Annotated in this window: 10 protein-coding genes; 5 read left to right on the top strand and 5 right to left on the bottom strand. The window is 67.0% G+C overall.

Annotation, left to right across the window (positions count from 1 at the left end; genetic code table 11):
* Nucleotides 1-356: 356 nt before the first annotated feature.
* Nucleotides 357-629 carry a hypothetical protein gene (locus QP415_RS04535; protein ID WP_285099009.1) on the bottom strand — a complete coding sequence of 91 codons (273 nt, stop codon included), beginning with the start codon at nt 627-629 and terminating at the stop codon, nt 357-359.
* 155 nt (nt 630-784) lie between these two features.
* Entirely contained in the window at nt 785-2,140 is a 1,356-nt protein-coding gene (gene dnaB / locus QP415_RS04530) for a replicative DNA helicase (protein WP_285099008.1), read from the bottom strand.
* Nucleotides 2,141-2,483: 343 nt separating this feature from the next.
* Here dnaB and QP415_RS04525 point away from each other — a divergent pair, with 343 nt between their 5' ends.
* The 5 genes from QP415_RS04525 (at nt 2,484) to rplI (ending at nt 5,829) form a co-directional block, all read left to right on the top strand.
* Nucleotides 2,484-3,857, top strand: a complete 1,374-nt coding sequence (locus QP415_RS04525) for an MATE family efflux transporter (RefSeq protein ID WP_285099007.1) — start codon at nt 2,484-2,486, stop codon at nt 3,855-3,857.
* 265 nt (nt 3,858-4,122) lie between these two features.
* On the top strand, nt 4,123-4,413 hold the full coding sequence (gene rpsF, locus QP415_RS04520) for a 30S ribosomal protein S6 (protein ID WP_007589137.1): 291 nt from the start codon (nt 4,123-4,125) through the stop codon (nt 4,411-4,413).
* 35 nt (nt 4,414-4,448) lie between these two features.
* Nucleotides 4,449-5,015, top strand: a complete 567-nt coding sequence (locus QP415_RS04515) for a single-stranded DNA-binding protein (protein ID WP_003791437.1) — start codon at nt 4,449-4,451, stop codon at nt 5,013-5,015.
* Between the two features lie 91 nt (nt 5,016-5,106).
* A complete protein-coding gene (rpsR, locus tag QP415_RS04510) occupies nt 5,107-5,349 on the top strand; it encodes a 30S ribosomal protein S18 (RefSeq protein ID WP_003791435.1) in 243 nt (80 codons plus the stop codon).
* Between the two features lie 21 nt (nt 5,350-5,370).
* A complete protein-coding gene (rplI, locus tag QP415_RS04505) occupies nt 5,371-5,829 on the top strand; it encodes a 50S ribosomal protein L9 (RefSeq protein WP_004565448.1) in 459 nt (152 codons plus the stop codon).
* A gap of 372 nt (nt 5,830-6,201) precedes the next feature.
* Here the strand turns inward: rplI and QP415_RS04500 are convergent, their stop codons facing one another.
* The 3 genes from QP415_RS04500 to QP415_RS04490 all read right to left on the bottom strand — a co-directional run bounded on the left by QP415_RS04500 (nt 6,202) and on the right by QP415_RS04490 (nt 11,799).
* On the bottom strand, nt 6,202-8,544 hold the full coding sequence (locus QP415_RS04500; RefSeq protein ID WP_285099000.1) for a transglycosylase domain-containing protein: 2,343 nt from the start codon (nt 8,542-8,544) through the stop codon (nt 6,202-6,204).
* 143 nt (nt 8,545-8,687) lie between these two features.
* Nucleotides 8,688-10,154 (bottom strand): NADP-dependent phosphogluconate dehydrogenase, encoded by a 1,467-nt coding sequence (gene gndA, locus QP415_RS04495; protein WP_285098998.1) that lies wholly within the window; start codon nt 10,152-10,154, stop codon nt 8,688-8,690.
* A 115-nt stretch (nt 10,155-10,269) separates the two neighbouring features.
* Nucleotides 10,270-11,799, bottom strand: coding sequence for a CCA tRNA nucleotidyltransferase (locus QP415_RS04490; protein ID WP_285099018.1), 1,530 nt, complete (start codon nt 11,797-11,799; stop codon nt 10,270-10,272).
* Between the last annotated feature and the right edge of the window lie 91 nt (nt 11,800-11,890).

The following is an 11,890-nucleotide window of genomic DNA, read 5'->3' as shown; positions in this document are numbered from 1 at the left end:
GGAAGACCTCGACCCCTACCCGGCCACGACACGCCCAACCCCGCCCACAACACCTACACCCTCAAATGCGAAGAGCCGGGAATTGCATGCGAAATTGCTAGGGGTGAGCGATGAGCGTGCTAGCCACGCACAGCGACGCAGCGCCGCCCGATTGGAGGCCGCTACGGGGCCTGCTGAGCCTGGCTGCGGTGCCGGTGGGCGGCCGCAGAGCCTGGCCAGGCTCCGAGACAGCGCACCAAGCAAAAGTCGCATGCAATTCGATTGGATGAAGTTTCAACAAAGTCTGAAAACGTTGGAATTCCAACACTACAAATTCATAGTTTGAAAGAGTCGTGGGGGAATTGCATGCGAAATTGCTAGGGGGTGAGCGCGCTAGCCACGCACAGCGACACAGCGCCGCCGGTGTGGAGGGTGCCGGAGGGGCCGGAGGGCCTGGCTGCGGTGCCGGTGGGCGGCGGCAGGGCCAGGGCGGAAAACGCGCCGAACCAGCCACCAGCAAACAGGCGCCACTGGTGTGAAGGGCGCCGGAGGGTCCGGAGGGCCAGGGCGGGCCTCGAGATCGACCACTCCGAGCGAAGCTCGCGTGTGGCGATCTCGCGGGCGGCCGGGGCCGACGGTGCCCGGAACACCGGCGGCGCCCCAAGCAACAACACGCAGCGCGGACGGCTCGCGGGCGGGCCGCCGCCCACCGGCACACACAGCGGCCAGACCAAAACACACCAGCCACGCGGCGGCCGGAGATCAGGCGGGGCCCGGAACACCAGCGGCCCGGGCGAACCGCCCGCTACTCTCCTCCGCCGCCAGGCTCGGGGCGTCCCGTGTAGTTGACGAAGCGCGCCATGTCGCCCTGGAAGAGGGCGGTGACGGTCGCGGTCGCGCCGGCGCGGTGCTTGGCGACGATGATGTCGGCCTCGCCGGGGCGGTCTTCCTTGTCGTAGTAGTCGGGGCGGTGCAGCAGAATAATGATGTCCGCGTCCTGCTCGAGCGACCCGGATTCACGCAGGTCGCTCATCATGGGCTTGCGGTCGGTGCGGCCCTCGGAGTTACGGTTCAGCTGTGCGACCGCGATGACCGGGATGTCGAGGTCCTTGGCCAGGAGCTTCAGGTTTCGCGACATCGCGGAGACTTCCTGCTGACGCGACTCGACCTGGCGGCCGCTCGTCATCAGCTGGAGGTAGTCGATGACGACGAGGCCCAGGTTTTCCTGCTGCTTGAGGCGTCGGCACTTCGAGCGGATCTCCGAGATCGTGATGTTCGCGGAGTCGTCGACGTACAGGGGTGCCTCGCTCATGCGCGAGGTGGTTTCGGCGACCTTGCGCCAGTCGACGTCGCTCATCTTGCCGGCCTGCATCTTGGACAGGCGTACGCCGGATTCGGCGGAGAGCATGCGCATCGCGATTTCTTGCGAGCTCATTTCCAGCGAGAAGATCAGCGACGTGATGCCGTGCTTCATGGACGCCGATCGGCAAAAATCCAGGGCGAGTGTGGACTTACCCATGGCGGGTCGGGCGGCGACGATGATCATCTGACCGCCGTGCAGGCCCTGGGTAAGCTCGTCGAGGTCGGTGAAGCCGGTGGGCACGCCGTTGAGCTTGCCCTGGTTCTTCTCGATGTCTTCGAGGGCGTTGAGGATGTCCGAACTCATCTGCGTCATGGAGACGTAGTCGGTGGTTTCGCGCCCGTCGGAGACGGCGTAGACCTCGGCCTGGGCCTGGTCGACGATCTCGTCGACGTCGCCGCCGGCGTCCGCGTAGCCGAGCTGGACGACGCGCGTGCCCGCGGTGACGAGGCGGCGCATGATGGCCCGCTCGCGCACGATGCGCGCGTAGTAGGCGGCGTTCGCGGCGGTGGGCACGGAGGCGATGAGTGTGTGCAGGTAGGCGGCGCCGCCGACCTTCGACAGGAGGCCCGCGCGTTTGAGTTCGCCGGCGACGGTGATCGCGTCGGCGGGTTCGGCGCGGCCGTTGAGTTCGACGATGGTGTCGAAGATGGTCTCGTGGCTGGGCTGGTAGAAGTCCTGCCCGCGCAGCATCTCGGAGACGACGTTGGCGGCCTCGGTCGTCAGCATCATCGATCCGAGGACGCTCATCTCCGCGTCGATGTCCTGCGGGGGGACGCGGTCGAATTGGTCGTCGGACATCGTGATCCTTTCGGGTCCGCGGGCGTGTAGGGACGAGGCCGGGGCCGGGCTGAGTGCCGCGAGCGCGGTCGGGACCCCTGTGGATAGAGGGCCTTCAGGCGAAGACTAACGCGTTGTAGGAGATTGCGCGACCGGCGCTGTGCACGGGCATGTGCACATATTGTGGATAACCTGTGCACAACGCCGACAGCGCCTGTGCACAACGTGAAATGACCGATCTGTCAGGGCAGATATGCTCATCACAGTCACATCGTTGTCATTCATTGGGCCGTCTAGAATTTCCCCGTACACGGCTTTCCACAGGCCTGTGCACACATTGTGGATAAGGAAATCGGAGCGTGTCATGACGAGCACACAGGGACCCAGCGACCCGACCTCACCATCGAAGCGTGAGGAGGCCCCGGCCTCGTCGACGCCGACGATCACGACGCGGATGATCCTGTCGCTCGCGCTGCCCTCCTTGGGGGCTCTCATCGCCGAGCCGCTGTTTACCGTCATCGATTCGACGATGGTCGGTCACCTGGGGACCCCGCAGCTGGCGGGCCTGGGTGTCGCGTCGACCGTGTTGAACACGGCGGTCGGGCTTTTCATCTTCCTCGCTTACTCGACGACGTCCTTGGCGGGGCGTCACCTGGGGGCTGGGCGGCGCGATCTTGCGGTTCGCTCGGGGGTCGAGGCCATGTGGCTGGCGGGAGGCCTCGGCCTCCTCGCCGCGATCCTCCTGGCGGTTTTCGCCTCTCCCCTGCTCACCTGGCTGGGGGCGAACGAGGCGACGCTGCCGCACGCCCTGGGGTACCTGCGCGCCTCCGCGCCCGGGCTGGTCGGCATGTTCGTCGTCCTGGCGGCCACGGGCACCCTGCGCGGATTGCAGGACACGCGCACTCCCCTGATCGCAGCGTCTGCGGGCGCGGCGTTCAACGCGGTGGCGAACTGGGTGCTCATGTACCCGCTCGGCATGGGGGTTGCGGGGTCGGGCCTGGGAACGGCGATCACGCAGACGCTCATGGCGGTCTTCCTCGGGTGGATGATCGTGCGCGCCGCTCGTCGCGAGGGGGTGAGCCTGCGCCCCTCCACCTCGGGTCTGTTCGGCGCGGCGGTCGAGGGGGCACCGCTGCTCGTGCGCACCCTTGCCCTGCGCGTCGCCCTCCTGGCGACCCTGAGTGCGGTCACCGCGATCTCCACCCAGGCCCTGGCCGCCCACCAGATCGTGTGGACGCTGTGGACCTTCGCCGCGTACGTGCTCGACGCGCTCGCGATCGCCGCCCAGGCGCTGGCCGGATTCACGGCCGGCACCGGCGAGCGCGGCGCCATGCGCCCGCTCCTGCGCACGCTCTCGCGCTGGGGCATCGGCTTCGGCGTCGCCGTCGGCGTCGCCCTGGCGATCACCGCGCCCTGGATCACGCGCATTTTCACGACCGACCAGGGCGTCATCGACGACGCGACCGTCGCCATCATCGTCAGCGCGTTCTTCCAGCCGGTCGCCGGGTACGTGTTCCTCCTCGACGGCGTCCTCATCGGCGCGGGCCGAGGCCGCTACCTGGCCATCGCCGCCATCGTCAACCTGGTCGTGTACGCGCCCCTCCTGTGGGTCATCGCCCACTCCACCTCGCTCACCGCGCACCCATCGCTGGCCCTCGCGCTCGTGTGGCTCGCATACTCGGCCGTCTACACCGGCATGCGAGCACTCACCAACGGGCTCGGCGCGCGCTCGCTGTAGCCGATCGACGAGGCCGGGGCAGGCCTCGTCCCCACCCCCGGTTTCGCGCGGGGTTCGGCGTCCCGGCGGGGTGGGCCCGCGCCTCGTCGCGAGGGCGCCAATCGTGACCGGAAACGCCCTAGCGAAGACGCTCCTACCCGTGTAAAGTGGGTTGCTGGACTGTCCGCACCCGCGGCCGGTCCAGCAGGCCCTCACGGGCCATACGCAACGCCCTCCTGTCACGGACCGTCCGTGACCGTAAAGACCATAGGAGGTGGGAACCAACGTGCGTAACTACGAACTGATGGTGATCCTCGATCCTTCGATCGACGAGCGCACCGTCGCCCCCATGATGGAGAAGTACCTGGCACCCGTGGCTGCCAACGGCGGATCCGTCGAGAACGTTGACGTCTGGGGCAAGCGCCGCCTTGCTTACGACATCCTCAAGCGTTCTGAGGGCATCTACGTCGTCATCGACATGACCACGACCCCCGAGGTCGCTCTCGAGATCAACCGCCGCATGGGCATCGACGAGACCATTCTCCGTACGAAGCTCCTGCGCCCCGACGCTCACTGAGCCGACACCACACCCTCTAAGCCCGAGGAGCCGACATGGCCGGAGATACCGTCATCACTGTCATCGGTAACCTGACCGCTGACCCCGAACTGCGTTGGACGCAGTCCGGCGCCGCGGTTGCCGATTTTACGGTGGCCTCCACCCCCCGAACCTACGACCGTAACGCCGGTGAGTGGCGCGACGGCGACACCCTCTTCATGCGCTGCTCCGTGTGGCGCGAGACCGCTGAGAACGTCGCCGAGTCGCTGCGTAAGGGCATGCGCGTCATCGTTCAGGGGCGCCTCACCCAGCGCTCGTACGACACCCAGCAGGGTGAACGTCGCACGGTCGTTGAGCTGCAGGTCGACGAGGTCGGCCCCTCCCTGCGCCGCGCACGCGCGCAGGTCACCCGCACCGCCCCCTCCGGTGGCGGCGGCTACCAGTCCGACAACCGCGGCCAGCAGGGCGCGCCCCAGCAGGGCGGCGGTTACGGCGGCGGCCAGGGTGGATATGGCCAGGGTGGCGCCAACTACGGCGCACCGACCGGCGGCTCCCCCGAGGACCCGTGGCGCTCCGCCCCCGCTGGCGGCGCCACCTCCTTCGGCGACGAGCCCCCGTTCTAAAGTCGAGCGCCCCGGCACCTACGCCGGACGCCACGTCGAAGACACAACGCTTGGGGCGGCACAGTCCGCCCGGATTCACTAGGAGACCATCATGGCGAAGCCCCAACTTCGCAACAAGCCCATCAAGAAGAAGGCCAACCCGCTGAAGTCGGCCAAGATCGAAAAGATCGACTACAAGGACACCGCTCTGCTGCGTAAGTTCATCTCGGACCGCGGCAAGATCCGCGCCCGCCGCGTGACCGGTGTTTCCACCCAGGAGCAGCGCAAGATCGCTCGCGCCGTCAAGAACGCGCGTGAGATGGCTCTGCTGCCCTACTCCACGACCGGCCGCTGATAAGGGAAGGACACAGCTGATATGGCTACCACGAAACTGATCCTCACCCACGACGTCCCCAACCTCGGCCACGCCGGCGAGGTCGTCGAGGTCAAGGCTGGCTACGCCCGCAACTACCTGGTCCCCCGCGGCTTCGCCGCCAAGTGGACCGCCGGCGCGCAGAAGCAGATCGACCAGATCGCCGCTGCTCGTCGCCGCCACGAGATCGCCACGATCGACGACGCTCGCGCCGTGCGCGACGCCCTCCAGGGTGCCGTTGTCGAGATCTCCGGCAAGGTTGGCAACTCCGGCCGCCTGTTCGGCGCCGTCTCCGCTGCTGCGATCGCTGACGCGGTCAAGGAGCAGCTGGGCCAGACCATCGATCGTCGTCGCGTCATCATCGCCTCGCCCATCAAGGCCGTTGGCGACTACACGGTGACCGTCGGCCTCCACACCGAGGTGTCCGCGAACCTGAAGGTCCGCGTTTCCGCCGCGAAGTGAAGGCTTCACGCATCGGTTGAATGCTGATTGAAGGGGTGGCCCCCGCTCATACGAGCGGGGGCCACCCCTTTTGCTGTGCATGTGATCCCTGAGGCTCGTCTACGACACGTCGGTGCGGGCCCCTGCCGGAGCGCGGCAAGCGCGACGCACCCAGTCGCAGAGGGCGTATGGCGGGAACTCCTGCACTCACATGCGGATAGGTTGCACGCATCTGGATAGGTTATTCACTTGCGGATAGGTTATTAACCTATCCGGATGTTCATAACCTATCCGCATAGGCATTTCCTATCCGCATAGGCACACTCCTGCGAACGCACTGCGGGCCCCGAGGATGCTCCTCGGGGCCCGCAGCAGTGACACTAGGACACTCGGCTAGTTTCTTCGGCCACCATTGTTGTTGCCGGTGTTATTGTTCCCGGTATTGCCGCTGTTGGAACCGTTGCCATTGTTCCCGTTGTTGGAACCGTTCCCATTGTTCGAGCCATTCCCGTTGTTGGAACCGTTGCCGTTATTCCCGTTGTTGCCGTTCTCCGAACCCTCTGTGGGCTCGGCGGACGGGGTCTCCGTCGGGGTAGGCGTCTCGGTGGGCGCCGGAGCAGACTGCGGGGCCTCGCTCGTCGCGCTCGGCGCGGGCGTGGGCGCGTTGTTGTGCACCTTGCGGTTGGACTCGACCTTCCACGTGAAGTCGTCGCCCGACAGGTTCGCCGTCGCGGGCTTCATGTAGTCGATCCACACGTCCACAGGCCAGTCGCCGCCGTGGAACTGATCCAGGCCACCCACGTCGTCCAGCGGCACCGAGTTGCCCGCTTCGTCGGACTGGTACATCGACACGGCCGTGACCATGCCGGGCACGAAGCCCACAAACTGCGCGGACAGCTGGTCGGAGGAGGTACCGGTCTTACCGGCGGTGGTCAGTCGCGGAATCGAGGCGTCGACGCGGCTGGCCGTACCATCACCGCTCGTGACGGCCTCGAGGGCCGGCATGATGGAGGAAACTTCCTCGACCTCGAAGACGCGCTTGGGGGCCACGTCACCGCTGTAGAGCAGCTTGTTGTTCGAGTCCTCAACCTTCTTGACGATGTGGGCGGTGACGCGCTCGCCACCGTTCGCGATCGTCGAGTAGGCGGTCGTCAAGTCGATGTTGTGCGGCGAGGAGGGGCCCAGCACGTTGAGCAGCTCCTCGTTCAGGCCCACCGTGTCCTCGGGAATACCCGCATCGATGGCCGCCTTCAGCGTGTTCTCCGGCTCCACGTCGTCATTGAGGCCCACGAACACCGTGTTCATCGAGTAGGCGGTCGCCTTCACGAGGGTCACATTGCCAAACGAGTATCCGCCGTCGTTCATGACGGGGGTGCCCATGCCTCGGAAGTACTGGGGAGACTTGCCCGAATAGGTGTCGTAGACGGTACCACCCACGCGCGCGTTTGCAAGCAGTGCGAAGGGCTTGAAGGACGAGCCGGCCATCGCGATATCCTGCGTGACCGCGTTCTGCTGGCGCTTCTCGAAGTCGGCGCCCGCGTACTCGGCGAGGATCTCGCCCGTGGCCGGGTCCATCGAGGACAGGGCAACGTGCTGGTACGTGGGATCCCAGCCATCCACCTCGTTCATGCCCTCGGCGGCCGCGACGGCCTGATCCTGGTGTTCCTTCACGATCGTCGAAGTGATGCGCAGGCCACCCTGGCTGATCTTGTCCTCATCGAACTGGCCGGAGGCGATCAGCTCCGACTTGACCTGAGCCATCAGGTAGCCGGTCGTGCCGCTCATCGACGCGCTGTTGAGGGTGTCGGGGTCAATCGTCTCGGGGAAGACCGCGGAGTCGTGCTGCGCCTGAGTAATCCAGCCGTCCTCCAGCATGAGGTTCAGGTCGCGCTCCCAGCGCTCCTTCGCCTTGTCGGGGTTCACGGCGGGGTCCCACGCGGAGGGCGCGGGGATGACGGCCGCGAGGAGCGCCGACTCGGACAGGGTCAGCTGGTCCGCGCCGTGGCCGAAGTAGGCCTGGGCGGCGGCGTCGATGCCGTAGGCGCCACGACCGAAGTAGATCGTGTTCATGTAGGCGCCAATGACCTCGTCCTTGGACTTCTCACGGTTAATCTTGATCGCCAGGACGGCTTCCTTGAGCTTGCCCGTATAGGACGTGGTCTCGCCCATGTAGTAACGCTCCACGTACTGCTGGGTGAGGGTCGATCCGCCCTGGCGAGCACCGCCACGCAGGTTGTTGATGAGCGCGCGGAAAATGCCCTTCAGGTCGACGCCGTTGTTCGTGTAGAACGTGCGGTCCTCGGAGGCGACGATCGTCTTGGGCACGTAGTCGGGCAGCTTCGTCGTGTCGATGATCTGACGATTGATCTCACCCAGGGTGCCCATCTCGGTCGTGCCATCGGCGTAGTAGACGGTCGTCTTCTGCGCGAGGGCCAGATCGTCCGGCGCCGGAATGGTCAGCGTGTTGTAGAGGTACAGGAACACGGCCATGCCGGCGATAAACACACCCAGGAAGATGGTCAGAATTCCAAACCCGATGCGCTTGGCCCACCGGAATTTCTTCTTCGCGGGACCCTTCTTACCGGCCGACGAGGCCGTGGCAGCCTTCGTGGAAGCGCGCGACGAAGCAGCGCGTCGCGCCGCACGGCGTGAGGGCAGAGCGTCATGCCTCGACGCGCCCGAGCCGCCAGGCTCGATGATGTCGTTCCAGTCGGACCGTCCGTTGTTAGTAGCCACGTATTCGCCCTTTCAGCGGATTGTTGTACCTCTAGCGTAACCGTGTTTCCTGAAAGAACCCCAAAGTATGGGCTGCAACACAGCGGGGGTGGGTGCGCCCGCGGCGCGCCCACCCCCGCTACGAAGTGTTCCGTGTCCTCAGATCAGGACCACTGTTCCTCGGGACGACCCGGCACCGCCCACAGGGTGTGGAAGACACCCTCCTTGTCGACCCGGTGGTAGGTGTGCGAGCCGAAGAAGTCGCGCTGGCCCTGGATGAGGGCAGCCGGCAGGCGCGTTGACCGGATCTGGTCGAAGTAGGCCAGGGACGAGGCGAACACGGGAATCGGAACGCCGGCGAGAGCGGCCTGGGCCACGACGCGGCGCAGCGCGGGCGTGCACTCCTGGAAGCGGGTCGCGAACGGCTCGGCGGCCAGCAGCAGCGGCAGGTCGGGGTCGGCCTCGTAGGCGCGGGTGATGTCGTCGAGGAAGGCCGCGCGGATGATGCAGCCCGCGCGCCAGATGCGAGCCAGGGCACCCTTGTCGATGTCCCACTCGTACTCGGCGGCACCGGCCTCGATCTCGTCGAAGCCCTGCGAGTAGGCGACGATCTTGGAGGCGAAGAGCGCCTGGCGCACGTCCTCAATGAACGCGGCCCGGGCCTCGTCCGACTCGATGACGAGAGCGGAGGCGTTGCCCGCGAGCGTCTGTCCGGCCGCGCGCTGAGCCGGCTCGGAGGAGGCGCCGCGCGCGAAGGTCGCCTCGCCGATCGCGGTGACGGGGACGGCCAGGTCGAGGGCGGTCTGCACGGTCCACTTGCCGGTGCCCTTCTGGGAGGCGGCGTCCACGATGAGGTCGACGAGGGGCTTGCCGGTCTCGGCGTCCACCTGGCGCAGGACCTCGACGGTGATCTCCATGAGGTAGGAGTTGAGCTCGCCCTCGTTCCACGCGGCAAAAATGTCGGCGATTTCGGCGGGGGTGGCGCCCAGGCCCTCGCGCAGGAGGGTGTAGGCCTCGGCGATGACCTGCATGTCCGCGTACTCGATGCCGTTGTGCACCATCTTCACGAAGTGGCCGGCGCCGTTCGCGCCAATGTAGGTGCAGCAGGGCACGCCGTCGTAGGTGGCGGCGATCGCCTCGAACATGGGGCCGAGGCGGTCGTACGAGGCCGGGGTGCCGCCGGGCATGATGGAGGGACCCCACAGGGCGCCCTCCTCGCCGCCGGAGACGCCCGCGCCCACGAAGTGCAGGCCGCGCTCGGCGGCCCACTTCTCGCGGCGGATCGTGTCGGTGAACAGGGAGTTACCGCAGTCGACGATGATGTCGCCCTCGTCCATGAGCGCGGCGAGCTGCTCCATGACGGCGTCCGTCGAGGGGCCGGCCTGGACCATCATGATGGCGACGCGCGGGGTGCGCAGGGAGGCGATGAAGTCCTCGAGCGTGGACGCGGGGACGAAGGTCGCCTCGTCGCCGTGCTGGGCCATGAGCTTCTCGGTGCGAGCCTGGGTCCTGTTGAAGACGGCGGTCGCGTAGCCGTTGCGGGCCAGGTTGCGGGCGAGGTTTGCGCCCATGACTCCCAGGCCGTACACGCCGATATCGGCCGATGCCTTCTCGGGGGTGAACGTGCTCATGCGATAACTCTCCTCACGAATAGTCGAATTATTCCCAGAGTACGGCGGTGGCCCCGGCACCGCACCGCGCGCGGGCGTGACGATTGTCGCCCCGCAGCCGTCTCAGCGCCCGGTCTCAGTTCTCCTGGGCTTCGCGGGCGGCCTTCGCGGCGGCCTTGCGGGCCTTCTTTTCCGCGACCTTGGCCTCCCAGTGGGCCTGCTGGGCCTGGTATTCCTCGGCGAGCGCGCGCACGTCGTCCGACGCCCACCAGTCGAGAAGCGCCTGACGGGCCGCCTCCTCGCCCAGCGGCCCGCGCTCCATGCGCAGCTCGAGCAGGTAGTCGCGCGCGATCTTGACGGCGCGCGAGGGACGCAGCCCGAGGATCTCCATGATCTGGTCGCCGTCGAGGTCGGGGCGGATCGCGTCGAGTTCCTCCTGCTCGCGCAGGGTGGCGATACGCGCCTCGAGGTCGTCGTAGGCGGCCGACAGGTAGTTGGCCTTGCGGCGGTTGCGGGTCGTGCAGTCGGCGCGGGTGAGGCGGTGGAGACGTTCGAGGAGGTCGCCCGCGTCGGCCACGTAGCGGCGCACCGCGGAATCGGACCAGGCGGCCTCGCCGTAACCGTGGAAGCGCAGGTGCAGCGCGACCAGGGTGGTCACGGCCTCGGTCGTGGCCTTGTCGAAGTGCAGCGCCTTCATGCGCTTGCGCGTCATCTTGGCGCCCACGATCTCGTGGTGGTGGAAGGACACGGTGCCGTTCTTCTCGAAGCGGCGGGTCGCCGGCTTACCGACATCGTGCATGAGGGCCGCGAAACGCAGGATGAAGTCGGGGGCGGGAACCGGGCCGTCCGGGCCGGTCTCCAGGTCCATCGCCTGCTCGACGACGGTGAGGGTGTGCTCGTAGACGTCCTTGTGGCGCTTGTGCTCGTCCACGGTGGAGACGAGGGCGGCGACCTCGGGCAGGACGATGTCGGCGACGCCCGTGTGGACCATCAGCTCGATGCCGCGACGCGGGTAGGGCGAGATGATGAGGCGCTCGAGCTCGGCGCGGATGCGCTCGGCGGAGACGATCTCGAGGCGCGAGGCCATGGTTTCCATCGCGTTCATGACGTCCAGGTCGACGTCGAGGCCCAGCTGGGCGCTAAAGCGTGCGGCGCGCATGATGCGCAGCGGATCGTCGTCAAAGGACTGCTCGGCGGACACGGGGGTACGCAGGTTGCCGTCCGCGAGGTCTGCAAGGCCGCCGCACGGGTCGACGAGGGCCATCTGCGGCAGGCGCATCGCCATCGCGTTGACCGTGAAGTCGCGGCGCGTCAGGTCGCCCTCGAGGGTGTCGCCGAAGGTCACCTCGGGCTTGCGCGAACCGATCTCGTACTCGTCGGTGCGGTAGGTCGTCACCTCGACGACCAGGTCGCCGCGGCGGCCGCCGATCGTGCCGAACTCCTTGCCGATGTCCCAGGTCGCGTTGCCCCACTGGGCGAGGAGCTCCTCGGTGCGCTCGGGGCGCGCGGACGTCGTCATGTCGAAGTCGTGCGGCGTCACACCCAGGAACGCGTCGCGCACGGGCCCGCCGACGAGCGCGAGCTCCTCCCCGGCCTCGTGAAAAATCGTGCCGAGTTCCATAATCGCGGGCGGGAGCGCAGCGAAGGTCCTCGTGGCGTTCGCCATGAGGGTAGGAATGTCCGTCGTTCCGGCGTTTTGCGCGGTCACGGGGCCGTTATTCGGAGAAGCTGACTGGGTACTCATCGCCCCTAAGCAT

The sequence above is a fragment of the Pauljensenia sp. UMB3104 genome (assembly GCF_030217285.1).
GTDB lineage: Bacteria > Actinomycetota > Actinomycetes > Actinomycetales > Actinomycetaceae > Pauljensenia.
This window is presented reverse-complemented; position numbering and strand designations above follow the sequence as displayed.

Coding starts and splice junctions, on each gene's coding strand:
- gndA (WP_285098998.1), bottom strand. CDS start 10,154: ATGAGCACGTTCACCCCCGAGAAGGCATCGGCCGATATCGGCGTGTAC.
- QP415_RS04515 (WP_003791437.1), top strand. CDS start 4,449: ATGGCCGGAGATACCGTCATCACTGTCATCGGTAACCTGACCGCTGAC.
- rplI (WP_004565448.1), top strand. CDS start 5,371: ATGGCTACCACGAAACTGATCCTCACCCACGACGTCCCCAACCTCGGC.
- QP415_RS04525 (WP_285099007.1), top strand. CDS start 2,484: ATGACGAGCACACAGGGACCCAGCGACCCGACCTCACCATCGAAGCGT.
- rpsR (WP_003791435.1), top strand. CDS start 5,107: ATGGCGAAGCCCCAACTTCGCAACAAGCCCATCAAGAAGAAGGCCAAC.
- dnaB (WP_285099008.1), bottom strand. CDS start 2,140: ATGTCCGACGACCAATTCGACCGCGTCCCCCCGCAGGACATCGACGCG.
- QP415_RS04490 (WP_285099018.1), bottom strand. CDS start 11,799: ATGGCGAACGCCACGAGGACCTTCGCTGCGCTCCCGCCCGCGATTATG.